The sequence below is a fragment of the Streptomyces pimonensis genome, assembly GCF_041380215.1.
Classification (GTDB): Bacteria; Actinomycetota; Actinomycetes; order Streptomycetales; family Streptomycetaceae; genus Streptomyces; species Streptomyces pimonensis.
Window position 1 is genome coordinate 23,556 of record NZ_JAHWZY010000037.1, and the last position, 23,307, is coordinate 46,862.

A 23,307-nucleotide genomic window follows, 5' to 3' on the forward strand; every position below is an offset into this window, starting at 1 on the left:
CTCCTGAGTGAGTAGCGGCGGGTGGGGTCGGCTCCCGTGGAGGTGGCGGGGGCTCTGTGGCACGAGATTAGATCCTCGGACGCACACCGGCGGTACTGTGACCCGGATCACCTCCGTCCGGAGTACCGGCGTGCGGCGGTTCGCGGGGTTTCCCGTCCGTCCGGGCCGGGGGCCCGGCAGGTTTTCGCGACGGTCCTCGGGGGAGGGAGCAGGCGTGCCCAAGGTGTCCTCGGTGATCGTCCCCTACGCGACCTACCTGCGCGTGTACGAACCGTTGGCCGCCTTCCCGGAACCGGAACGCGGCCACTGGGCCCGCTATGCCCGCCGCCCCGACCGCCCCTCCTGCCAGGACGAACTCCGCCGGTCCCTGGCCGACCTCGTGCCCACCCCGCCGGTGCCGGTGCCGGTGCACGAGAGCGACGACGCGTTCGTGCTGGAGACCGACGGCGTGGTCCGCGTCTGCCCCTGGCGCACCCGGCTGCGCGGCTGGCAGGCCCTGGGGGAGCTGGCCGAGGACTTCCCGCTGCCGGTCCTGGACGCCCTCCTGCCCCCGGTCGTACGGCACCAGGCGACCCGGGACTACGAGCGCTGGCTGGCCGACCACCCCGACGCCCGGCCGTGGATCCGCACCGCGACCTGGCAGGTGCCGATCAACTGGTTCGTGCTGTTCGCGGACGACGAGCGGGAGTACGTCAAGGGCTCCGCCGGCGAGGAACCCGCCCTGCGGTACCGGACCCCCATGGTCCAGGCCCGCCGACGGGTGGCACGGGCGCTGCGGGTGCTGCGGGACGCCGTGGACGAGAGCCTGCTGATCGACGGACTGGTGGACGTCGGGCGCTGGCTGGAGGAGTTCCACCCGCGCTCGCTGGTCGAGCTGGACTACGGCGGACTGGTGCACGCCCTGCCGGCCGGCACGCTCGAGGGCGACCGCTCGGCGGCGGACGTGGCCGAAGGGATCGCGGCGCTGCGCCGGGGTGACGAGGAGGGCGCCGGGAAGGCCTACGGGCGCCTCGTGGCGCGCTGGCGGGCGGTCCGCGACCTGCGTTCGGCGAACTGACGTTTGACCAAACGCCGTTCTTGGGGTTTCGTCTTCGCCCTGAGGTACCTGAGGTCCTGTCAGTACGGGTCCGTGAACGGACGTGGACGCCGATCCGGGCGTATACCCCAAGCGCGTCAAGCGTGACGGACCGCACTTACAAGGCCCTTGCGCCCCTTGCCCACCCTCATGCCAAAATAGGACAAGGAGTCCGGGGAGGGCTCTTCCGTCCTGATGTGCTCGACAATGGGCGGAATCTCGGCAATGCACGCTTTTGGGGGGTCTGGTGACTCCCGATCGTTACTGTGACTGATCGTCACAGTGGCGTGACTGTCCGCTATGGCATGGTCCATCGGCTTCCGCGGCTGATGAACACCTGGGAGGGCAATTCCATCGGTTTGGCCGACGTGGCTGGACAGATGGTGTAGTTGTAGTGCCGAGGACAAGCCGTTCGTCCTATAACCGACTCGACTCGCGTCCGCCATTTCGGGCAACGCGGGTCAAGGTGCAGAATTTAGAGGAAAGAACCGAGAAGGTTCGGTTCTCCCGAGGAGGCCGCTCATGACCGCTCGCACCCCTGATGCCGAGCCGCTGCTGACCCCGGCTGAGGTCGCCACCATGTTCCGCGTCGACCCGAAGACGGTCACGCGCTGGGCGAAGGCAGGCAAGCTCACGTCGATCCGCACGCTCGGCGGGCACCGCCGCTACCGCGAAGCCGAGGTCCGCGCACTGCTCGCGGGCATTCCGCAGCAGCGCAGCGAGGCCTGAACCACCGCATGAACCGGGCCCGACCGGCTGGTCCCCCACCGGCCGAGGCGCCCGGGAACCCTGGCTCCAAGCGACGCGGGGACTGCCCCAACAGGCCCCTCGCCCAAGCCGATCAGAGCTTTCCAGGCAGCTGAACAAGGGTGCGTCGTCGATCGCGCTGGACTCCGCCGGGTCCAGCGCGATCTTTTTGTGCGCTCATAAGGGGGCGGCCCGGCCCGGGCGAGGCCCGGGGGGCGCTCTGTGCGCGGGCTTGCCGGACTCCGGGGGCGAGCGGGGGATCGTCTGTGTGCCGACCGGGGCGTACCTCTCCGAGTGGTGCAATTGCACATATTAAATTGACCAGTTGTAGGAGAGGTGTAAGTGCCGCACTTCCCGGAACTCATGCGGTGACACCCGTCACATACCAGTCGGCTTGTTGAGCATGCGGCACATGCGCTAGAGGAAACGGGCGTCGGGGCCGGGTTGTTCCCGGCCGGCCGGGAGGTGTCCGAGGGGCGGGGCACGGAGCCCGTCCCCGGCCGCAGGAGGCGGTGGCGGGCGGGGCGGTGGCGGGTGAGGTGCCGGTACGACGACGCGGCCGACAGGTGCGCATAGAGAGCAGCGCCCGTGTCTCGTGCCCGGCCGATGCCGCCATACGCCGCCTCCAGGGGGCCGCACGGGGCGGTGTCCTGCTCCTTGGAGTAGCCGGGGGCGAGGGACACACGTCAAGGCGGCAGGGGAGGGCGCAGGGAGGCGCACGGCGCTCCGTCCGCACGGAGGGGCCGGGCCTGGGGCCCCCGGGCCCCTGCCATGCGCGAGGCCCGCGGTCGCCGGGCGTGCGGCCCGCACGCGGAAGGGCCGTCTCCGCCGCGGGTCACCGGCCCTCCAGGAGCGCGGTTCTGACGGGGTGACGGGGCGCGCCGTGCTCCTGCGCGGTTCCGTCGCGGGGTGCGGCATCCGTCGTGAGCGTTCCCGTGTGCGGAGCCGTGTCCGTTGCGGGGGGTGGGCTTTGCGTCGGCTGCGGTCCTGGCGGGGGCGCCGTGCTCCTGCGCGGTTCCGTCGCGGGGGTGCCCTCATGCGAAAGTCCCGCATCCCTTGCGGGATGCGGGACTCCTCTGCGCTGCGGTCCTGACGGGATTTGAACCCGCGGCCTCCACCTTGACAGGGTGGCGAGCACTCCAAACTGCTCCACAGGACCAGATTTCGCGGCGCCGTTCCTGCGTTGCGCTGCGAGAAGGACTCTACAGGAGGTGGAGCCCTCTGGTCGAACTCACCCTGTGTACGGGGCCCGTCACGGCGTCGCCGCGTCGATCGCCTTCACGATCCGCTTGTCCGACACCGGGTACGCCGTACCGAGCGCGTGGGCGAAATAGCTGACCCGCAGCTCCTCGATCATCCAGCGGATGTCCAGCACCTGCCGCGGCACCGGCCGCCCCTGCGGCATCTGCTCCAGCAGCCATGCGTACTCGTCCCGCATCTCGTGGACCTTCGCCATGCGCGTGGTGTCCCGCTGCACGTTCGTCGGCATCTGCTGCAGGCGCCGGTCCGCGGCCACCAGGTAGCGCATCAGGTCCGGCAGCCGCCGCAGCCCCGCCTCCGTCACGAAACCGGGCCGCACCAGCCCGTCCAGCTGCTCCCGTACGTCCTGGAGATTGGGCAGCAGGGCGGGGCTCCGCACGCCCTTCAGGCGGCGCTCACAGGCCTGCCACGCCGCCAGCACCTGCTGCACCTGGCCCACCGCGCGGACCGTCGTGTCGACGATCTCCGCGCGGACCTTGTCGTACAGCTTCCGGTAGGACTCCTCGTCCCACACCGGCCCGCCGAAGTCGGCGATCAGCCGGTCCGCCGCGGCCGTCGCGCAGTCGTCGAACAGGGCCTGCACCGAACCGTGCGGATTGGCGGACAGCGCCAGCTTCTGCGCGTTCGTCAGCTTCTCGGAAGCGAACTTCGCGGGGTTCACCGGAATCCCCAGCAGGATCAGCCGGCGCGTGCCCTTCCACATCGCCTCCGCCTGCTCGGCCTCCGTGTCGAACAGCCGGACCGAGACCGTGTCGCCGTCGTCGACCAGCGCCGGATACGCCTTCACCGGCTGACCGGCACGACGGGTCTCGAACACACGGGTGAGCGAGCCGATCGTCCAGTCCGTCAGCCCCTTGCGCTCCAGCGACTCGCCACCCCGGCGCTGCGCCGTGGCGGCGGCCGCCTGGGAGAGCGCCTTGCGGGCCTTCGGCCGCAACTGCAGCTTGAGCGCCTCCAGGTCCTTGTCCTCGGCGACCTTGCGGCGACGCTCGTCAACGATCCGGAACGTCACCTTCAAGTGGTCCGGAACGCGGGACCAGTCGAAGTCCTCCGCCTCGAAGGGCACCCCGACCATCCGCTTCAGCTCACGGGCCATCGCCACGGTCAGCGGCTCCTGCAGGGGCACCGCCCGCTCCAGGAACGCCTTCGCGTAGTTCGGCGCCGGCACGTAGTTCCGCCGGATCGGCTTGGGGAGCGAACGGATCAACTCCGTGACGACCTCCTCGCGCAGCCCCGGGATCTGCCAGTCGAAGCCCTCGTCCGTCACCTGGTTCAGCACCTGGAGCGGAACGTGGACCGTCACACCGTCGGCGTCCGCACCCGGCTCGAACTGGTACGTCACCCGGAACTTGAGCGGCCCCTGCCGCCACGAGTCGGGATAGTCCGCCTTGGTGACCGCCTCCGCCGACTCACGGATCAGCATCTCCCGCTCGAAGTCGAGGAAGTCCGGCTGCTCGTGCCGCTTGTGCTTCCACCACGAGTCGAAGTGCGCCCCCGACACCACGTGTCCGGGGATCCGCTGGTCGTAGAAGTCGAACAGGGTCTCGTCGTCGACCATGATGTCCCGGCGCCGGGCGCGGTGCTCCAGCTCCTCGACCTCGGTCAGCAGCTTCCGGTTGTCGGCGTAGAACTTGTGGTGCGTCCGCCAGTCGCCCTCGACCAGGGCGTTGCGGATGAACAGCTCCCGGGAGACCTCCGGGTCGATCCGGCCGTAGTTCACCTTGCGCTGTGCCACGATCGGCACGCCGTACAGCGTCACCTTCTCGTACGCCATCACGGCCGCCTGGTCCTTCTCCCAGTGCGGCTCGCTGTACGTGCGCTTGAGCAGGTGCTCCGCGAGCGGCTCCACCCACTCCGGCTCGATCCTCGCGTTGACCCGCGCCCACAGCCGGGACGTCTCCACCAGCTCGGCCGACATCACGAACCGCGGCGGCTTCTTGAAGAGCGCCGAGCCGGGGAAGATCGCGAACTTGGCGTTCCGCGCACCCAGGTACTCGTTGCGTCCGCCGTCCTTGCGGCCGGCGCCCGGACCGGAGTCCTTGGACTCCTTCACGTCCTTCATGCCGATGTGCGACAGCAGACCGGCCAGCAGGGAGACGTGGATCCGGTCGTCGGCGGCGTCCTCCTCGTTGAGGTGGATGCCCATCTGCTTGGCGACCGTACGCAACTGCGTGTAGATGTCCTGCCACTCGCGGATCCGCAGGAAGTTCAGGTACTCCTGCTTGCACATCCGGCGGAACGACGACGAACCGCGCTCCTTCTGCTGCTCGCGGACGTACCGCCACAGGTTGAGGTACGCGAGGAAGTCGCTGGACTCGTCCCGGAACCGGGCGTGCTGCTGATCGGCCTGCGTCTGCTTGTCGGCGGGCCGCTCCCGCGGGTCCTGGATGGACAGCGCGGCAGCGATGACCATGACCTCGCGGGCACAGCCGTTCTTGTCCGCCTCCAGCACCATGCGGGCCAACCGCGGGTCCACCGGCAGCTGCGCCAGCTTCCGCCCGGTCTGCGTCAGCCGCTTGCGGGGGTCCTTCTGCGCCGCGTCGAGCGCGCCCAGTTCCTGGAGCAGCTGTACGCCGTCGCGGATGTTGCGGTGGTCCGGCGGGTCGATGAACGGGAACTTCTCGATCTCACCCAGGCCGGCCGCCGTCATCTGCAGGATCACCGAGGCGAGGTTGGTGCGCAGGATCTCCGCGTCCGTGAACTCCGGACGGGCCAGGAAGTCGTCCTCGCTGTACAACCGGATGCAGATGCCGTCCGACGTACGGCCGCAGCGGCCCTTGCGCTGGTTGGCGCTGGCCTGGGAGACGGGCTCGATCGGCAGCCGCTGCACCTTGGTGCGGTGGCTGTAGCGGGAGATGCGGGCGAACCCGGGATCGATGACGTACTTGATGCCCGGCACGGTCAGGGACGTCTCGGCCACGTTGGTCGCCAGGACGATCCGGCGGCCGCTGTGCTGCTGGAACACCCGGTGCTGCTCGGCGTGCGACAGCCGGGCGTACAACGGCAGCACCTCGGTCGACCGGTACCGCTTCTTCGTCAGCGCGTCCGCCGTGTCCCGGATCTCCCGCTCACCGGAGAGGAACACCAGGATGTCGCCCGGGCCCTCCGCCATCAGCTCCTCGACGGCGTCCGTGATCGCGGTGATCTGATCGCGGTCGGCGTCCTGCGAGTCCTCCTCCAGCAGCGGCCGGTACCGCACCTCCACCGGATAGGTGCGCCCGCTGACCTCGATGATCGGCGCGTCCCCGAAGTGCCGGGAGAAACGCTCCGGGTCGATGGTCGCGGACGTGATGACGACCTTGAGGTCCGGCCGCTTCGGCAGCAGCTGCGCGAGGTAGCCGAGCAGGAAGTCGATGTTGAGCGACCGCTCGTGCGCCTCGTCGATGATGATCGTGTCGTAGGCGCGCAGCTCACGGTCGGTCTGGATCTCGGCGAGCAGGATGCCGTCCGTCATCAGCTTGACGAAGGTGGCGTCCGGGTTCACCTGATCGGTGAAACGGACCTTCCAGCCGACGGCCTCGCCCAGCGGCGTGTCCAGCTCCTCCGCCACCCGCTCCGCGACCGTACGCGCGGCGATCCGGCGAGGCTGCGTGTGTCCGATCATGCCTCGCACGCCCCGGCCCAGCTCCATGCAGATCTTGGGGATCTGCGTGGTCTTGCCGGAACCGGTCTCACCGGCGACGATCACCACCTGGTGGTCACGGATCGCCTCGGCGATCGCGTCCTTCTTCTGGCTGACGGGCAGCTGCTCGGGGTACGTGATCGTGGGCACGCGGGCGCGTCGCCCGGCCATCCGCTCCTCGGCCCCGGCGACCTCCGCCTCGATCTCGGCGAACACGGCGGCGCGGGCCTCGGGCTTGCGGATCCTGCGTGCGCCCTCGAGTCTGCGCCCGAGCCGGTGCGCGTCGCGCAGCGACAGTTCGGCGAGGCGGGAGGCGAGGGGGCCGAAAGCGGGGGCAGAGTGCGTAGCCATACGGACTCCAGGATCTCATCCCGCGAAAATTCGCGGCCAATGATTTTGCCGGGGTGCATGTGCGGAGGCACACAACAAGGCCCCGATCGAGGATCGGGGCCTTTGCTGTGGCTGGGGCCGGGGTCGAACCGGCGACCTATCGCTTTTCAGGCGATCGCTCGTACCAACTGAGCTACCCAGCCGTGGCGTTTCACGTGAAACACCAGCGGTCCTGACGGGATTTGAACCCGCGGCCTCCACCTTGACAGGGTGGCGAGCACTCCAAACTGCTCCACAGGACCAAGCGTGTCGTACGACAGTGTCGCACAGGGTGGTGCGTGCCCCCAACGGGATTCGAACCCGTGCTACCGCCTTGAAAGGGCGGCGTCCTAGGCCGCTAGACGATGAGGGCTATCGGCCCGCCTGGGCGCTTCGCAGCGCGTCGGGGACGTGAGAAGCATATGGGATGGGGGGAGGGATCGCCAAAACGGTTTACGGCGCGGGCGTCGAGGGGGTGGCCGACGGGGTCCCGGAGGAGGGGGACGGCGAGGTGGTCGCGCCCGGCTGGTTCTCCTCCGGAAGGTGGCGGCTGACCTCCGCCGTGGTGAGTCCGAGGCCGCCCAGCTCGATCGAGTCCCAGGCCTGGAGGCGGCGGGTGTCGCGGTCGAAGTAGAGGATCGACGTCTCGATCGGGTCCGGGTACTTCCCCTCGACGGCGCGCAGGCCGCTGCCGCCGGTGGAGCCCTCGACGCGGAGCCGGGTGCCGTACTTCATGACCTCCGTCTCCTCGCGGTGGATGTGCCCGGCCAGCACCAGCGGCACGGTGCCGTCCACCTCGCGGGCCGCGGAGGGTTCGTGGACGACCGCCACGTCCACCGGGGTGCCGGCGGCCCGCTGGTCGCGCAGGGCGGAGGCGAGACGGGCGCCCGCCAGTTCCTGGGACTGTTCGGCTCCCGTCCTCTTCGAGCGGTCGGGGGTGAACTGCGGATCCCCGATGCCGGCGAAGCGCAGGCCGGCGACGGTCTTCGCCCTGCCGTCGTCGAGGACGTGGACGTTCTCCATGCCTTCGAGGTGGCGCTGGGTGACGAGCGAGTCGTGGTTGCCGCGGACCCAGACGTAAGGGGCGCCCAGGTCCTCGACGGGGTCCAGGAAGCCGTTCTCGGCGGCGGTGCCGTGGTCCATCGTGTCGCCCGAGTCGACGATCACATCCACCCGGTACTGCTCCACCAGCGAGGCGATGATCTTCCAGCTGGCCGGGTTGAGGTGGATGTCGGAGACGTGCAGGACGCGGAGGGTGGTCGGGTCGGACCGGTAGGCGGGAAGGGTGGAGGTGGCGTCGTAGAGCTTGGTCACGTTGGTGACCAGGCGCGCCAGTTCCCGCTGGTAGACGTCGAACTCGGTGACGATGCTGCGGGCGTCGCCGACGAGCGAGGGCGCGGAGGAGAGCAGGCCGGAGAACTTGGGTTCCAGCACGGAGTCGGGGTTCCAGGAGGCGTACGCCGTGCCGCCGGACGCGGCCAGCAGGCCGAGGGCGAGGCCACCGGCGGCGAGGGCCCGGCGGGGGCGGCGGTAGACGGCGAGGCCGAGGGCGGCGGCGCCGGTGACCACGGCGACACAGGAGCGCACGGCGAGGTCGGCGGCGCCGTGGGCGATGTCCCGGGTGACCTCGTCCTGGAGGCCGGAGAGACGCTGGGGGTGGTCGACGAGGGCCCGGGAGCGCTCGGGGTCGAGCTGGTCGACGTTCACGTCCAGGCGGACGGGCGCGATGTGGCTGTCGAGCTGGAGGGCGCCCAGCGGGGAGACGTTGATCTTCGTGCCGCCGGTGACGGAGGGACGCAGGGTCATGGTGGTGTCCATGGGGCCCACGGGGACCCGGACGTCGCCGACGACCAGCAGACCGAGCCAGCCGCCGAGGACGACCACGGCGACGAGACCGGCCGCGCGCGCCCAGGGGCGCGGCTGCGGCGTGAGGGTGAGCGTCGCGGTGGCGGGCCGGCGGGGGCGCCGGTGGCGGGTGAGGGCCGGCGGGACCCCGGGGAGGCGCTGGAGGGCGTTCAGGACGGGGGAGGGGACGCGGGCCATTGGTCCCGTATGCCCATGCCGATGGCCGGATATGCGGGGCGCGCGCGTGACTCGTACGGACGGCTCGTGCCCGACAATGGCCCTGTGCTGGAGATGACGCGCGAGACGTTCGAGGAGCTGGTCGCCGAGGCGCTGGACCGGATCCCGCCGGAGTTGACCCGACTGATGGACAACGTCGCGGTGTTCGTGGAGGACGAGCCGCCGGCGGACGATCCGGAGCTGCTCGGGCTGTACGAGGGAACTCCGTTGACGGAGCGGGGTGAGTGGTACGCGGGGGTGCTGCCGGACCGGATCACCATCTACCGGGGGCCGACGCTGCGGATGTGCGAGTCCCGGGAGGACGTCGTCGCCGAGACGGAGATCACGGTGGTGCACGAGATCGCCCACCACTTCGGGATCGACGACGCCCGGCTGCACGCGCTCGGCTACGGATAGGGCGTGATCCGGACGACACCCCCGTACCGTTCGCGTGTCTTCCTGCGGGTGGTGGGAGTTGGGGTTGTTGACCCTGCACTCCAACCGGAGGTGGCCCCGTGCGCCGCTTGTACGTACCCGTCCGCCTGGCCGCCACGGCCGTGGCCGTCGCCGCTGCCGCCGGCTGCATGAGCGTGGGTGGGGACGGTGCGGGCGGGGCCGCCGGACCGTCGCACTCCGCGGGGAAGCCGGGTGGTGAGGCGCCGGACGGTGGCGCCGCGGTCCCGGGCGGTGGTGCCGGGTACGGCGTCGCGTCGGCCGGCGGGGCGCGCGGGGACGACGGGGGCGGCGGGGACGGCGGGGACGAGGGACGCGAGGACAAGGGGAAGAAGGACGGGACGGGGAAGGCGGCGTCCGCCGAGGCCTCGCCGTCCGCGGGGGCGAGCCGGTCCGCACCGGCCGACAGCGGGCCGGACCGGCCCGCGGGGCCGCCCCCGGACGACGACCCCGCACCCCCGGAGCCTTCGCGCACGCCGGAGCCGCAGCCCTCCCCGCCGCCGCCCGAGCCGTCGGTGGAACCGGAGCCGACACAGGCGGAGCCGTCCTCGTCGGCCCACCACTCGCCCGAGGCGCAGTTGGCGCAGCGGGAGCCGGCGCCGGAAGCGGGGGAACCGGTCTGCTGAGCCCTTCCTGCCGTGCCTCCCCGTCCCTCGGCCCCCGCGCTCACCTGCCGGTTTGCTTTCAGGGGGGCCGAGTGCGTATGGTGGCAGATCGTTTGATCCTATTTGCCCGGCGCCACTGCAGAGCGCGCCGTGTGGCGCGTACTCTCTCCCTTGCCGTGGTGGACCGCATCGAGGCGGTCGTAATTGCGAACTGCGAATCACGGAGTTGACGGGCGCGTGCCGAAGAGACTCCGGAAGGTTTCGCATTCGTATGCCCATCGCCAGTACTGATCACGTCGTCGTGCCCGAGAACACCGAGGACACCGACACCCCCACCGACGTCACCACCGAGACGGCGACGGCCCCCGAGGCCACCTTCGCCGACCTCGGCCTGCCCGAGGGCGTCGTGCGCAAGCTCGCGCAGAACGGCGTGACCTCCCCCTTCCCGATCCAGGCCGCGACCATCCCGGACGCCCTGGCCGGCAGGGACATCCTCGGCCGGGGCCGCACCGGCTCCGGCAAGACCCTCTCCTTCGGTCTGCCGACCCTGGCCACACTGGCCGGCGGGCGGACCGAGAAGCACAAGCCGCGCGCCGTCATCCTGACGCCGACGCGTGAGCTGGCCATGCAGGTCGCCGACGCGCTCCAGCCGTACGGGGACGTCCTCGGCCTGAAGATGAAGGTCGTCTGCGGCGGCACCTCCATGGGCAACCAGATCTACGCCCTCGAGCGCGGTGTCGACGTCCTGGTCGCCACCCCGGGCCGGCTGCGGGACATCATCAACCGCGGCGCCTGCTCGCTGGAGAACGTGCAGATCACCGTCCTCGACGAGGCCGACCAGATGTCCGACCTGGGCTTCCTGCCCGAGGTCACCGAACTGCTCGACCAGGTCCCGGCCGGCGGTCAGCGGATGCTGTTCTCCGCGACCATGGAGAACGAGATCAAGACCCTCGTCGACCGGTACCTCAACAACCCGGCGACGCACGAGGTCGACGCGGCGCAGGGCGCGGTGACGACCATGTCGCACCACATCCTGGTCGTGAAGCCCAAGGACAAGGCGCCGGTCACCGCGGCCATCGCCTCCCGCAAGGGCCGCACCATCATCTTCGTCCGCACCCAGCTGGGCGCCGACCGCGTCGCCGAGCAGCTGCGGGACGCCGGAGTGAAGGCGGACGCGCTGCACGGCGGCATGACGCAGGGCGCGCGGACGCGCACCCTGGCCGACTTCAAGGACGGCTACGTCAACGTCCTGGTCGCCACCGACGTCGCCGCGCGTGGCATCCACGTCGACGGCATCGACCTGGTCCTCAACGTGGACCCGGCCGGCGACCACAAGGACTACCTGCACCGCGCGGGCCGCACGGCGCGCGCCGGCCGCACCGGCACCGTCGTCTCCCTCTCGCTGCCGCACCAGCGTCGCCAGATCTTCCGGCTGATGGAGGACGCGGGCGTCGACGCCACGCGCCACATCATCCAGGGCGGCGCAGCCTTCGAGCCGGAGGTCGCCGAGATCACCGGCGCCCGGTCGATGACCGAGGTGCAGGCCGAGTCGGCCGGCAACGCGGCGCAGCAGGCCGAGCGCGAGGTCGCCCAGCTCACCAAGGAGCTGGAGCGGGCCCAGCGCCGCGCCTCCGAACTGCGTGACGAGGCCGACCGCCTGCTGGCCCGGGTCGCGCGTGAGCGCGGCGAGGACGTCGAGACGGTGGTCGCCGAGGCGGCCGAGGCCGAGCTCGCGCTGCCGGAGCAGCCGACCGCACGGGACGTCGAGCGGACCGAGCGCGCGGAGCGTACGGAGGCCCCGGCGCCGTACGAGCGGCGCGAGCGCCGTGACGAGCGTCGTGACGACCGTGGCGGTTTCAACCGGGACCGCGGTGACCGTCGTGATGACCGTGGTGGGCGTTCCTTCGAGCGTCGTGACGACCGTGGCGGTTTCAACCGTGACCGTGGCGAGCGTCGTGATGACCGTGGTGGGCGTTCCTTCGAGCGTCGTGACGACCGTGGCGGTTTCAACCGTGACCGCGGTGACCGTCCCGGCTTCCGCCGTGACGACCGCGGCGGCCACCGCGGCAGCGACCGTCCGTTCAACCGCGACCGCCAGGGCGACCGCCCCGGCTTCCACTCCGGCTCCCACGACCGCCCGTCCGGCCGTCGTGACGAGCACCGTGGCGGTGGCTCCTTCGGCCGCCGCGACGACAAGCCGCGCTGGAAGCGCAACGGCTGACACGGCCTCATCCGGCCGCCCGGGAGGGCCCGCACGACACCCGTCGTGCGGGCCCTCCCGCGTTCCGCGCGGGACACGTCCGGACCCGCTTCGGCGATACCCGATCGGAGTCCCGGCCGCGTCCGGCTATGCTCGGGGAGGCAACATCGCCAGGGGCCCTTAGCTCAATTGGCAGAGCAGTGGACTTTTAATCCATTGGTTGTGGGTTCGAGTCCCACAGGGCCTACCGGTGGCAGGGGGGTAAACGCCCTCTGACCTGCTACGCGGCGTCCGGTCCGGCTTCGGTCGGCCCGGACGCCGACTCGGTTTCCGGGCTGGTGCGGAAGCGGATGCGCCGATGGCCTGCGGACCGGCTGCGTCCGGGGACGGCGGGGCCGGCGTCGGGATCGGTTTCGTGCCGGTCCTGGCCGGCCGCCTCGCGGCGACGGAGACCCCGGGGCCACGCGGAGGGTGTGACGGATCGCCGGCCGGACGACCGGGTCTCGGTGATCCTCTGAGGCGGCCTCATCTCCGCAGGCTCGGCCCGCTCGGCTGCGAGCGGCCTCCGTTCGGCTCCTCCGCCGGGTGTTCGGGTCTGCTCGCCTCCCCCCTCAGCGGACCGTCCGCTCGTGACGGCAGACGGCAGACGGCAGACGGCAGACGGCAGGATCGCGGTCCCGGGCCTGGTCCGACCGCCGGGGGCACGGCAGGCCGGCCCTTCTTCCCGGCCGTCTCCCGGAGGGAGACGGAACCCTTCGGGACACGGCCCTCGAGCCGAACACGCCCCGTGCTCCCCGGAACGTTGCGCTTCGGGTTAATCAATACCTGTTCCCGAGAGCTGAGATTTTAACGGAACTTGCAGACAGAATCTCTGCTGCAATAAACGGGGTGGCAATCCTCACCGCACGCGGGCCGTCGAGGCATGCTACTGTCGATCTCAGTTGCGGTTGTGGTTCCCGAAACTTCAAATGCTCTCCAGTCGGTTTACATGCCGTGGGAAGCGTTTTTGTATGTCCGGTCTTTTCCGGATGGGGTGATCATCGCGGCGACACGGGGTCCGCACGGTGCGGACCTCGATGCACTGCCCCAAAGGAGAAATGACATGGCTGCTGGTACCGTGAAGTGGTTCAACGCGGAAAAGGGCTTCGGCTTCATCGAGCAGGACGGTGGCGGCGCCGACGTGTTCGCCCACTACTCGAACATCGCCGCCCAGGGCTTCCGCGAGCTGCTCGAGGGCCAGAAGGTGACCTTCGACATCGCGCAGGGTCAGAAGGGCCCGACGGCCGAGAACATCGTTCCCGCCTGACGCTGACGCGCATTTCGTAGCTGGGACCCGCATCCTTTGGGGTGCGGGTCCCAGCTGCTTGCGTTTTCCGCAACGGTTTCCCCTGCGGAGGACGACCAGGGAATCCGTGGGCTTCACCGCACAGGGATCGCCCTTCAGGGGTGCTGACGCATCCCTCCATGGCCGCACCGCCGCGGCCGCTCGGACACCACGTCCACATCGCACCAATCATTCCAGCCCCTGCGCCCGACGGATTTTCCGCCGGCCAGATTCGCTGCCGCGTTCCACCGGCTCATTCTTGCAATTCTCCGTGCTGCTCATCGCTGCGGGAAGTTCCTTGATATGTGCCGCATCGAGGAAGGTTCCGCATGAACCGCACACGTACGAACGACCGCTTCGCCCGTACCCGTAGGGGTGGTGCCGACTCCGGAAGGGGTGGCAGCCGATTCGGTTCGTCGGCCCCGAACCGTTCGGGCGGCTCGAGCCGTTCCGGCGGTTACGGCCGCCGGCCTGCCGCGGTCCAGGGAGAGTTCGCCCTCCCCGAGACGGTCACTCCCGCGCTTCCCGCCGTGGAGGGCTTCGCCGATCTCGACATGCCCAAGGAACTCCTGGCCACACTGGGTTCGCAGGGCGTGACCGTACCGTTCCCGATCCAGGCCGCGACCCTGCCGAACTCCCTCGCCGGGCGGGACGTCCTCGGCCGGGGCCGCACCGGCTCCGGCAAGACCCTCGCTTTCGGTCTGGCGTTGCTGGCCCGTACCGCCGGGCGGCGCGCCGAGGCCCGGCAGCCGCTGGGACTGGTCCTCGTACCGACGCGGGAACTGGCGCAGCAGGTCACCGACGCGCTCGCCCCGTACGCCCGCTCCGTCAGGCTGCGGCTGGCCACGGTGGTGGGCGGGATGCCGATCGGCAGGCAGGCGAGCGCGCTGCGCGGGGGCGCCGAGATCGTCGTCGCCACACCGGGACGTCTCAAGGACCTCATCGACCGCGGCGACTGCCGGCTGGACCAGGTCGCCGTCACCGTCCTCGACGAGGCCGACCAGATGGCCGACATGGGCTTCATGCCGCAGGTCACCGCCCTTCTCGACCAGGTCCGCCCCGAGGGCCAGCGCATGCTGTTCTCCGCCACCCTCGACCGCAACGTCGACCTGCTCGTGCGCCGCTACCTCAGCGACCCCGTCGTGCACTCCGTCGACCCCTCGGCGGGCGCGGTCACGACGATGGAGCACCACGTGCTGCACGTCCACGGCGCCGACAAGCACACGGCCACCACCGAGATCGCGGCGCGGGACGGCCGAGTGATCATGTTCCTCGACACCAAGCACGCCGTCGACCGCCTCACCGAGCACCTCCTGAACAGCGGGGTGCGGGCCGCGGCCCTGCACGGCGGGAAGTCACAGCCGCAGCGCACCCGCACGCTGACGCAGTTCAAGACCGGGCACGTCAACGTGCTGGTGGCGACCAACGTCGCGGCGCGCGGCATCCACGTCGACAGCCTCGACCTCGTCGTCAACGTCGACCCGCCCACCGACCACAAGGACTACCTGCACCGCGGCGGCCGTACCGCCCGCGCCGGCGAGTCCGGCAGCGTCGTCACCCTGGTCGTTCCGAGCCAGCGCCGCGCCATGACCCGTCTCATGGCAGCGGCCGGCATCGTCCCGCAGACCACCCAGGTCAGCGTCGGCGGGGAGGCCCTGCACCGCATCACCGGCGCCCAGACCCCCTCCGGCGTTCCGGTCGTCATCACCGCACCCGTGTCCGAACGCCCCAAGAAGCGCGGCGCGACCTCACGCGGCCGACGCCGTCCCGCCTCGGCGGCGCGCCGCGCGTCCGTACGGCAGTCGACCGTCGGTACGGCGGCATAGAACCTTCGTGATCAGGAAGCCGGACCATCTCCGTAGGAGGCACCCTTGACGCTGGTCCAGATGCAGTTCCGTCCGGTGAGCACCCGCCACGTGCACGGTACGGTGGCCGACACCATGGACGCGGCCGGACCGCAGGTCTGGGAGGACATGACCGTGGAGGTGGCCCTGTCCGTGATGGCCGCCGCCCGTACGGGGCATCTGGTCGTCTGCGACGACGACGGTCTGTGCACCGGCCTGGTCACCCGGGCCCGGCTCACGGCCGTTCGTGACGGCTCCGGATACACGGACCGGATCTGTCTGCGTGACATCGCCGACGTCATCGCTCCCTTCGCCTCGCCGCTGACCACGAGGGCCGAGGCCGAGCGTGCGATGCGGCACCGTCGGCTCGGGGCCCTGCCCGTGGTCGACGAACAGGGCAACGCTCTGGGTGTTCTGGCTCTCTCCCGCTGAACCGCTTCACGGCGGTCGGCCTCCGTCCCCCCTTCTCCCCGTGAGGCATCATGCGCTGCGTCATCGCCCGTTTCCCGTTCGACCTGACCAGGAGCGGCGTGCTGGACTCGATGAAGGGCGTCAAGCCCGAACCGGTCACCGGCGAGTCCGTGATCATCGGACGACGCCACTACCCCGTCAAACAGGTCGGCGAGGTCGTCACCCGTCAGGACCGCCGCGATTTCAGTGCCGGTGAGGTCCTGCGGGCCATGTCCCGGCTCGGCTTCACCTGTCGCGCCCTTCCCGGGGCCGCGCCCGCGCGCATGGAGAGCCCGTTGCAGCGGGCCTCCGCAATGCTCGGCGCCCCCTCGTCCGACTGACCGGCGGGACCGGCGGGAGCCGGACGAAGGAGTGAGGGCCCTACCGGCACATGCCGGTAGGGCCCTCACCATGTGGCGTGCCGCTCCCGACGCGGCGGCGGATCAGTGGTCGGAGTAGCTGAAGTCGCCCACGGTCCAGGCACTGACGTCCTCGATCGCGATGCGGTACATACCGCCCGTCTCCGGGATCCCCACCGTGCCCTGAAGGATCCGCGCGACGTGGAAGTGCAGATGCGTGGGTGGGCCGTCCTTCTTCGCGGGGGTGTCGAAGACGGCGGAGAAATCGCCCAGGTGGGCGGAGTCCGTCAGCACCTCCGACACCCTCTGCCGCCACACGGCTTCGGGAGCCAGGCGACCGGTGACGACGGCACCGCCGGTGACCACGGTCAAGGACATCTGATTGCTCTGCCCGGACTCCACGAGGGCGGCGATGTCGACGATCAGCTCGTCAGGTTTCGGCATGGGATCGCATTCTATGCGCTGGTCCGGACGGGCGGCTCGGGCGGTGGCGCTACCGCCGGGCGGGGCGGGACGCCCACGGCCCCGGTACCGCAGTACAGGCCAGGGGGCGCAGGCGTGGTGTCTGCGGGCCGGGGGCGTGGACGGTCGCCTCGGTGGTGAACGGGTGGGCCGTCGGTTCCGGAGTGCGTACCCCCGCGGTGCAGGGGCGTCGGTGACGAGCACCGGAGACGGCCGGGGCGGTGGGGTGAGAAGCGTAGGCGCCGCGCCGGCCGACGGCATCACGGCAAGCCCGGCGGCCGGCTCCGGGGGCCCGCCCGTGCGCGGGGTCCGAGCCGCGGACCGCCCCCGAGGATGCGCAGACGGCCCAAGGAGACACCTCATCGCCGGACGCGCCAAAATCTGCGCTTGCTGGAGTAGACATTCGCAGATCGCGTGATTACGATTTCTTTCGTAGTCGAGATCCAGCAAGGCCTGGCAGACACGAACTGCCGGGCAGTGGTACACGCATGACGGTGCGGTGGTGGAGTTTCGAAGCCAGGTGGTCGTATGGCGGCGACGGGACTGACGACCGGACCGGGTGGCCCGCAGTGGTGAGGGGCCGCCGTGAGCAGGGCCGCGGCCGACGCGGTCGCGGTATCAGCGGGACAAGCAGTACGCGGTTCCCGTCTGCAAGCGATTGGTTCAGAGGGAAGAACGGAGGAGTGGAGCGCCATCAGGATCGCCCGGGTGGGAAGAGCGAGCCCGGGTGCCGCAGGACATCGATAGGCAGGTGGTCTCCGGTAACGCATCCGCAATCCCCGCACCCCCGTCGGAGTATCGGGCGGCCGTGCGGAAAGAGAAGGCCGGCGCAGTACTAGGGCCGGCAGATGGTGTTGCAGTTCCTTCGGGGCCTTGGTGCCGTACGGCACCAAGGCCCCTCCGCGCGTTCCACGCAGGGACGGGAGGACAGCGGACGAGCCGCCCGGCCCGTCCCGACGGCCATTCCGGCCGCACGACGGGCCGGGCCGCCCAGTGGCTCCGCGCCACCCGGTCTTCTCCGTGCCATCGGTGGAGCGCGACCGAGCACACCTCCGTGCCCCGGGGGCGGACGCCGTCGCTCCTCCCGCCACCGACTGCGCGTCGCGGCCCGTGGGCGTGAACTCGTCGACCGGGCCGCCCCGGTCGAGGTCCATGCCGGATCGGCAACCCGGGAGACCGGCGCGGAGAACTCGAGGAAGCCCGGCGCGGCGACACCCACCGCACACCGCCGCGCCGGCCGGTCGTCCGGTCCACCGGCCGCGGTCCGAGGCGAGCGTGCCCGCCGGTGTCGGCGGACCTCACACCGGCGCAGGCCGGTGGTCATGAGACCAAGTCCCCGGGCCTGCGGCTCGCAGGAGCGGTACCTCACCCCTGACCTGCTGCGCGGCGCTCGAACCGGCTTCCGTCGGCTCGGGCGCCGCGTCATCTCACGGGCGCTCGTCCCGGTCCGGGGCCAGGAGCTGCGCGGCGATCCCGGCGAGGACCAGGCCCGCCGCGATGAGGAGGCCGGCGGGGACGACGACGCCCGCGGCGAGCATGACCACCCCGATGACCAGTGCGCACCAGGCGCTCGTGCGCCGGTAATCACGGAGGCGGGCCGGACGGCTTTCGGAGAGCGAGCGGACGAGACGGGGACCCTCGTGTTCGAGACGGGCTGCGGGGTCGACCAGGCGCTCGTCGTCGGACTGGGGCACGGCTCCTCCTTCCCAGGGGGCGGCCGCCCGGTGGCACCGTCGACGGCCGTCGCTCCGTGACACCGGGGCGTCACCGGTTCGACCGTCGGCCTGCCGCGAACTCGGCACGGTACGAAGGAGTCTGCCCGCCCGCCGACGTCATCACCCGTCCGGTGCGACGGACTTCAGCGTCGCCCACCGCCGCCGCCCGCTACCGTCCCCGTCCGCCCCGGGTCCGCTGCGGTACACCCCGGCGCCGTCAACGCCCTCATCCACGACCACCGTGACCTCGCGTGGAAGGGCCGCGCCCTGCCGGCCAGGGCGGTCACCGGCCGCGAGGAGGAGATCCTGGAGCTGGTCGCCGAAGGTCGGACCTCGCAGCAGATCGCCGGTCTCCTCGTCATCGGCTCCGGGACCGTGGAGCGGCACCGCGCCGACCTGCCGGCCGAACTCGGCCTGAAGGACCGTCTGGAACTCACCCGGTACGCCGTCCGCGAGGGGCTGGTCGAGCCCTGAACCGGCGCAGGGGCCGGCGCGCCCGTTGTCAGACTGGACGCCCACAGGCCCGCCCGCCCCTGGAAGTAGGAACCGATGCCCCACCCGTACGTCCTGCTGTCCGCCGCCGTCTCCCTCGACGGCTATCTGGACGACACCGGCCCGGAGCGACTGCTGCTGTCGAGTCCGGCCGACTTCGACCGGGTCGACGAGGTACGGGCGTCCGTGGACGCCCTTCTGGTCGGCGCCGGCACGATTCGCGCCGACGACCCCCGGCTGCTGGTCAACTCGCCCGGGCGGCGTGCCGCCCGCCTCGCCGGGGGCGGGACCGAGTACCCGCTCAAGGTCGCCGTCAGCGGCTCCGGCGACCTGGACCCGACGGCCCGGTTCTGGCACACCGGCGGCGAGAAGGTCCTCTACACGACCGACGAGGGCGCCGGGCGCGCCCGCGCCCTCGGTCTCGACGCCGACGTCGTCCCGCTCGGCACCGGGCTCGACTGGCGGCGGCTGCTGGAGCATCTGCACGCCGAGCGCGGGGTCCGGCGGCTCATGGTCGAGGGCGGCGGCACGGTCCACACCCAGCTCCTCACCGAAGGACTGGCCGACGAGCTCCAGCTGGTCCTCGCGCCCCTGTTCGTCGGCGACCCGGAGGCCCCCCGCCTCTTCGGCCCCGGCTCCTACCCGGGCGGGCGGCTGCGGCTGGTCGAGAGCCGCCCGGTCGGCGACGTCGTCCTGATGCGCTACGAGCCCACCGCCCCCGGCACCGGCCCGCTGCCCTCCGCCGCCGACCACCACTGGCTGGCCCTCGCCTGCGAGCTGGCCGCCGAGTGCCCGCCCTCGGAGACGGCGTTCAGCGTGGGCGCGGTCGTGGTGGCCGCCGACGGCACGGAGCTGGCGCGCGGCCACTCCCGCGAGGGCGCCGACCCGGTGGTGCACGCGGAGGAGGCCGCGCTGGCCAAGGCCGATCCCGCGGACCCCCGACTCGCCACCGCCACCGTGTACTCCAGCCTGGAGCCCTGCGCCCGCCGCGCGTCCCGGCCGGCGCCCTGCGCCCGGCTCATCCTGGACGCGGGGGTGCGGCGGGTGGTCACGGCCTGGCGGGAGCCGGACACGTTCGTGGCGGGCGCCGACGGCACCGGAGTGCTGACCGGCGAGGGCGCCACCGTCGTCGTCCTGTCCCAGTACGAGGACCGCGCCAAGGCGCCGAACGGCCATCTGCTCGGCCGCTGAAACCGGGCCGCCGGTAAACGGATGTGCGCTGTGTCCCGCGGATGGCGTACAGTGGTCTCAACGACGCGGGGTGGAGCAGCTCGGTAGCTCGCTGGGCTCATAACCCAGAGGTCGCAGGTTCAAATCCTGTCCCCGCTACTGAAGGCCGAGGGCCGGAATCCAAGGGATTCCGGCCCTCGGTGTTTTCCGCTTCCCCGTTTCCCCGCTTCCTCGCTGCCCGTCTCCCTGCTCTCACCCACCGTGAGTGAGCCACCTCGCAGCGCATAACAACTGACGAACGGTCAGAAACTACCCATCGCCCGAGGGGCGGTCAACTCGTCCGTTTTTGTTCTCTCGTAGTGCTTAAGTACCCTCGAAAACCGTTAATGATCAAGAGGAACGGCTTGGAATCCGGCCCTCCCGTCTATTAACGTTCGATAACGCAGCGCGGTCGTCCCAGCCGTCACAGAAGGCGGCTCCGTGCGCACGCGCCGAATCCCGCGAGGGAACCGGGGAACCACCACCATGGGGTGAATCGCGTGAATACCGCCGTGTCCACACGGCCCGTATACGCGCGTAGGAGACCTTCCCGCTCCGAACCCGTCAGCTAACCCGGTAGGCGAAGACGGAAGGAAAGGAGCGCGCCCACGTGGCGTCCAACCCGCCTGCCCCCGAGGTCCCGTTCAAGCCGGGCGACACCTTCGCCTACGGCAGCGACGCCGACGAGGGCCCCTTCGAGGAGTGGAACCCCACCGCGGAGTCCGTTCGTCCCGTACGCGGCCGGCACCGCGTCTCCAAGCAGCGCGGCGGAGGACTCGCCCGCAGCTCCACCGTCCTGGGTGTCGGCGTCATAGCGGCCGTCGGCGCCGGAGGCATGGCGAGCGCCCAGACCGGCAAGCCGCCGGTGTCGATCTCCATGCCCGACCTTCCTGATGTGGGTTCCCTCGTCTCCGACGAGGAAACCCCCGAGGAACCGGTCACCCCCCTCAGCACCCTCGGCGTGACCGCCGCCGACACCGAGCAGGGCGCGTCCGACGCAGGTGAGGCGCTGCGCACCCGGATCATGGCGCAGGTCGAGCAGCAGCAGGCCCAGGCCGAGAGCAAGGCGGAGGCCGAGGCGGTCGCCGCCGCCGAGAAGCAGGCCGCCGAGGCCGCAGCCAAGGCGGAGAAGGAGGCCAGGGCCAAGGCCGAGGCCGCCCGGAAGAAGGCCGAGGAGGAGGCCAGGAGGAAGGCCGAGGCCGAGCGCCTCGCCGAGCTGGCCAAGCAGTACGCGCTGCCGACCTCCTCGTACACCGTCACCTCGACCTTCGGCCAGGCCGGCGCCTACTGGTCCTCCGGTCAGCACACCGGCCTCGACTTCGCCGCCCCCACGGGCACGCTGATCAAGGCCGTCCACACCGGCACGATCACCTCCGCCGGCTACGACGGCTCCTACGGCTACAAGACCGTGCTCACGCTCGACGACGGCACCGAGATCTGGTACGCCCACCAGTCCTCCATCAGCGTCAGCGTCGGCCAGAAGGTCAACACCGGTGATGTGATCGGCCGCGTCGGCTCCACCGGCAACTCCACCGGGGCCCACCTCCACCTGGAGGTCCACCCCGGCGGCTCCGCCGCGGGCATCGACCCGATGGCGTGGCTGCGCGGCAAGGGCCTCACCGTCTGAGCGAGCGGACCCGGTACGCCCCGGATCCCGGCAGTCCCGACGACGCCCCCCGACGTCAGGGCTGCCGGTCGGGTGTCTTCCGGGGCGGTGCGCGGCGCACCGGTCAGAACCGGCGGGCGCCCGGGTCGTAAGCGCCGTACGGGGGCCCGTACGGCGGAGGCCCGTAGCCGCCGTACACCGTCCACGGCGCCGCGGCGACCGGAGCCCGGGGCGCGGTGACGCGGGCCGCGTGCTCCAGGGCCGGCCGGGCCGCTCCCCGCCGGTGCCACAGCTCCAGCAGCAGTTCCCGTTCCCGGGCGACGAAGTCCGGCCCCGCCCGTCCGAGTCGCCCCCGGTGCCGCAGGAACGCCAGTGACGTCGCGTACGCCTCGTACGAGGCGACCGACCGTGCCGCCGCCCTCCCGCCGCAGCGGCGCGCGTACTGCCGGGCGACGCGCCGCGCCCGCATCGAACCCAACGCGCACGGCTCCGCCGCGTCGAGCCACCCGGCGGCCACGTACGCGGACAGCTCCGCCCGCACGGTCCGCAGCTCCCGCTGCCGCGTCCACACCGCCAGCCAGGTCAGCAGCCCGGACACCGGCACCATGAACGTCGCGTACACCGCGAGGAAGCCGTACCGGCCGAACGTCGAGGAGCCGTTCCACAGCGCGTGCACGCCCATCGCGAGGAGCAGCCCGCCCAGCGGCAGCAGCACACGCCGGGCCCGCTGCCGGTCCGCGGACAGCGCGGCGGCGCCGAAGCCGATCCCGGTGAGTACGGTGAACAGGGGATGCGCGAACGGCGACATCACGATGCGGACGAAGAAGGTCGCCGCGGTGACCGAGGTGATGCCGCTGTCGCCGGTGAGCCGGTCGGTGCCGAAGGCGGTGCCGAGATAGAGGATGTTCTCGGTGAACGCGAAGCCGGTCGCGGTGACCCCGGCTATCACCACGCCGTCGAGGATCCCGGTGAAGTCGCGTCTGCGGAACAGGAACACCAGCAGGACGGCCGCGGCCTTCGCGGACTCCTCCACCACCGGCGCTATGACGGTCGAGCCCAGGGTGTCGGCGCCGGTCGGGTCGGCGGTCGCCGTCGCTATCCACCGGGTGGCGAAGCTGTTCGCGACGATCGCCATCAGCGCCGCCGCACAGGCGCCCCAGGCGAAGGAGAACAGCAGGTTCCGCCAGGGTCCCGGCTCGACCCGGTCCAGCCAGCGGAAGGCGGCGACGAGCAGCGGCACGGGCAGGACGGCGAGACCGAGCCCGACCAGGAACCCCTGCGTCCCGGTCTGCTCGCGCACCAGCGCGAGGATGACCAGACCGGACAGCGCGAGCAGCGCGATCGGCGCGCCGTACCGGACCGGGGGCCGCTGCCACCAGTACACGTGCCGCGGCGCTCCACCGGGGGCCGCGCCGGGAGGCGCCGGGCACGGAGGACTGGTGACCAAGGAATCG

Annotated in this window: 17 protein-coding genes, 6 tRNA genes, 1 pseudogene and 1 riboswitch; of the genes and pseudogenes, 14 read left to right on the forward strand and 10 right to left on the reverse strand. The window is 71.2% G+C overall.

The features are described 5' to 3' along the window. The first annotated feature begins 214 nt into the window (after positions 1 to 214). Both KYY02_RS27625 and bldC read left to right on the forward strand, forming a co-directional pair. Complete coding sequence (locus KYY02_RS27625) at positions 215 to 1,057, forward strand: DUF8083 family protein (RefSeq protein WP_371242549.1); 843 nt, start codon at positions 215 to 217, stop codon at positions 1,055 to 1,057. Positions 1,058 to 1,597: 540 nt separating this feature from the next. Next, entirely contained in the window at positions 1,598 to 1,804 is a 207-nt protein-coding gene (bldC, locus tag KYY02_RS27630) for a developmental transcriptional regulator BldC (RefSeq protein WP_003949541.1), read from the forward strand. On the opposite strand, the gene KYY02_RS27635 is transcribed toward bldC, so the two are convergent. From KYY02_RS27635 to KYY02_RS27665, 7 genes are all read right to left on the reverse strand, one after another. Next, a complete protein-coding gene (locus tag KYY02_RS27635; RefSeq protein WP_371242551.1) occupies positions 1,741 to 2,505 on the reverse strand; it encodes a DUF6274 family protein in 765 nt (254 codons plus the stop codon). The two genes, bldC and KYY02_RS27635, sit on opposite strands and share 64 nt — an antisense overlap. A gap of 401 nt (positions 2,506 to 2,906) precedes the next feature. After that, positions 2,907 to 2,981: transfer RNA gene (locus tag KYY02_RS27640), tRNA-Asp, on the reverse strand. 93 nt (positions 2,982 to 3,074) lie between these two features. Further along, positions 3,075 to 7,055: an ATP-dependent RNA helicase HrpA gene (gene hrpA, locus KYY02_RS27645; RefSeq protein ID WP_371242553.1), complete on the reverse strand. Its 3,981-nt coding sequence runs from the start codon at positions 7,053 to 7,055 to the stop codon at positions 3,075 to 3,077. Between the two features lie 108 nt (positions 7,056 to 7,163). After that, positions 7,164 to 7,237 (reverse strand) — tRNA-Phe (locus KYY02_RS27650). Positions 7,238 to 7,261: 24 nt separating this feature from the next. Further along, positions 7,262 to 7,336: transfer RNA gene (locus tag KYY02_RS27655), tRNA-Asp, on the reverse strand. A 37-nt stretch (positions 7,337 to 7,373) separates the two neighbouring features. Next, positions 7,374 to 7,446 (reverse strand) — tRNA-Glu (locus KYY02_RS27660). 80 nt (positions 7,447 to 7,526) lie between these two features. Then, on the reverse strand, positions 7,527 to 9,116 hold the full coding sequence (locus tag KYY02_RS27665; RefSeq protein WP_371242555.1) for a metallophosphoesterase family protein: 1,590 nt from the start codon (positions 9,114 to 9,116) through the stop codon (positions 7,527 to 7,529). 84 nt (positions 9,117 to 9,200) lie between these two features. On the opposite strand from KYY02_RS27665, the gene KYY02_RS27670 reads away from it, so the two are divergent. The 8 genes from KYY02_RS27670 to KYY02_RS27705 all read left to right on the forward strand — a co-directional run bounded on the left by KYY02_RS27670 (position 9,201) and on the right by KYY02_RS27705 (position 16,351). Then, positions 9,201 to 9,551, forward strand: coding sequence for a metallopeptidase family protein (locus KYY02_RS27670; RefSeq protein ID WP_030820428.1), 351 nt, complete (start codon positions 9,201 to 9,203; stop codon positions 9,549 to 9,551). A 98-nt stretch (positions 9,552 to 9,649) separates the two neighbouring features. Next, positions 9,650 to 10,213, forward strand: a complete 564-nt coding sequence (locus KYY02_RS27675; RefSeq protein WP_371242558.1) for a hypothetical protein — start codon at positions 9,650 to 9,652, stop codon at positions 10,211 to 10,213. Between the two features lie 250 nt (positions 10,214 to 10,463). Continuing rightward, entirely contained in the window at positions 10,464 to 12,413 is a 1,950-nt protein-coding gene (locus KYY02_RS27680; protein WP_371242560.1) for a DEAD/DEAH box helicase, read from the forward strand. A gap of 153 nt (positions 12,414 to 12,566) precedes the next feature. Next, positions 12,567 to 12,639 (forward strand) — tRNA-Lys (locus KYY02_RS27685). A gap of 855 nt (positions 12,640 to 13,494) precedes the next feature. After that, positions 13,495 to 13,698, forward strand: coding sequence for a cold-shock protein (locus KYY02_RS27690; RefSeq protein ID WP_023586116.1), 204 nt, complete (start codon positions 13,495 to 13,497; stop codon positions 13,696 to 13,698). Positions 13,699 to 14,045: 347 nt separating this feature from the next. Then, positions 14,046 to 15,542 (forward strand): DEAD/DEAH box helicase, encoded by a 1,497-nt coding sequence (locus KYY02_RS27695; RefSeq protein ID WP_371242564.1) that lies wholly within the window; start codon positions 14,046 to 14,048, stop codon positions 15,540 to 15,542. 45 nt (positions 15,543 to 15,587) lie between these two features. Then, entirely contained in the window at positions 15,588 to 15,992 is a 405-nt protein-coding gene (locus KYY02_RS27700) for a CBS domain-containing protein (protein WP_371242566.1), read from the forward strand. Positions 15,993 to 16,042: 50 nt separating this feature from the next. Beyond that, positions 16,043 to 16,351 (forward strand): SCO5918 family protein, encoded by a 309-nt coding sequence (locus KYY02_RS27705; protein WP_371242568.1) that lies wholly within the window; start codon positions 16,043 to 16,045, stop codon positions 16,349 to 16,351. A gap of 102 nt (positions 16,352 to 16,453) precedes the next feature. On the opposite strand, the gene KYY02_RS27710 is transcribed toward KYY02_RS27705, so the two are convergent. After that, positions 16,454 to 16,813: a hypothetical protein gene (locus tag KYY02_RS27710; protein WP_371242570.1), complete on the reverse strand. Its 360-nt coding sequence runs from the start codon at positions 16,811 to 16,813 to the stop codon at positions 16,454 to 16,456. A 1,445-nt stretch (positions 16,814 to 18,258) separates the two neighbouring features. After that, a complete protein-coding gene (locus tag KYY02_RS27715) occupies positions 18,259 to 18,525 on the reverse strand; it encodes a DUF3040 domain-containing protein (RefSeq protein WP_371242572.1) in 267 nt (88 codons plus the stop codon). Positions 18,526 to 18,750: 225 nt separating this feature from the next. On the opposite strand from KYY02_RS27715, the pseudogene KYY02_RS27720 reads away from it, so the two are divergent. From KYY02_RS27720 to KYY02_RS27735, 4 genes and pseudogenes are all read left to right on the forward strand, one after another. Further along, positions 18,751 to 19,020: pseudogene (locus KYY02_RS27720) on the forward strand (LuxR C-terminal-related transcriptional regulator); the annotation flags it as partial. 75 nt (positions 19,021 to 19,095) lie between these two features. Continuing rightward, positions 19,096 to 20,229, forward strand: coding sequence for a dihydrofolate reductase family protein (locus tag KYY02_RS27725; RefSeq protein WP_371242574.1), 1,134 nt, complete (start codon positions 19,096 to 19,098; stop codon positions 20,227 to 20,229). Positions 20,230 to 20,293: 64 nt separating this feature from the next. Continuing rightward, positions 20,294 to 20,367 (forward strand) — tRNA-Met (locus tag KYY02_RS27730). 320 nt (positions 20,368 to 20,687) lie between these two features. Beyond that, a riboswitch (cyclic di-AMP (ydaO/yuaA leader) is annotated at positions 20,688 to 20,845 on the forward strand. 12 nt (positions 20,846 to 20,857) lie between these two features. Continuing rightward, positions 20,858 to 21,874, forward strand: coding sequence for a M23 family metallopeptidase (locus KYY02_RS27735; protein WP_371242576.1), 1,017 nt, complete (start codon positions 20,858 to 20,860; stop codon positions 21,872 to 21,874). Between the two features lie 103 nt (positions 21,875 to 21,977). Here the strand turns inward: KYY02_RS27735 and KYY02_RS27740 are convergent, their stop codons facing one another. Further along, a complete protein-coding gene (locus tag KYY02_RS27740; protein WP_371242578.1) occupies positions 21,978 to 23,300 on the reverse strand; it encodes a PrsW family intramembrane metalloprotease in 1,323 nt (440 codons plus the stop codon). Positions 23,301 to 23,307 lie beyond the last annotated feature (7 nt).

Coding starts and splice junctions, on each gene's coding strand:
- KYY02_RS27705 (WP_371242568.1), top strand. CDS start 16,043: ATGCGCTGCGTCATCGCCCGTTTCCCGTTCGACCTGACCAGGAGCGGC.
- KYY02_RS27665 (WP_371242555.1), bottom strand. CDS start 9,116: ATGGCCCGCGTCCCCTCCCCCGTCCTGAACGCCCTCCAGCGCCTCCCC.
- KYY02_RS27695 (WP_371242564.1), top strand. CDS start 14,046: ATGAACCGCACACGTACGAACGACCGCTTCGCCCGTACCCGTAGGGGT.
- bldC (WP_003949541.1), top strand. CDS start 1,598: ATGACCGCTCGCACCCCTGATGCCGAGCCGCTGCTGACCCCGGCTGAG.
- KYY02_RS27690 (WP_023586116.1), top strand. CDS start 13,495: ATGGCTGCTGGTACCGTGAAGTGGTTCAACGCGGAAAAGGGCTTCGGC.
- KYY02_RS27725 (WP_371242574.1), top strand. CDS start 19,096: ATGCCCCACCCGTACGTCCTGCTGTCCGCCGCCGTCTCCCTCGACGGC.
- hrpA (WP_371242553.1), bottom strand. CDS start 7,055: ATGGCTACGCACTCTGCCCCCGCTTTCGGCCCCCTCGCCTCCCGCCTC.
- KYY02_RS27680 (WP_371242560.1), top strand. CDS start 10,464: ATGCCCATCGCCAGTACTGATCACGTCGTCGTGCCCGAGAACACCGAG.
- KYY02_RS27710 (WP_371242570.1), bottom strand. CDS start 16,813: ATGCCGAAACCTGACGAGCTGATCGTCGACATCGCCGCCCTCGTGGAG.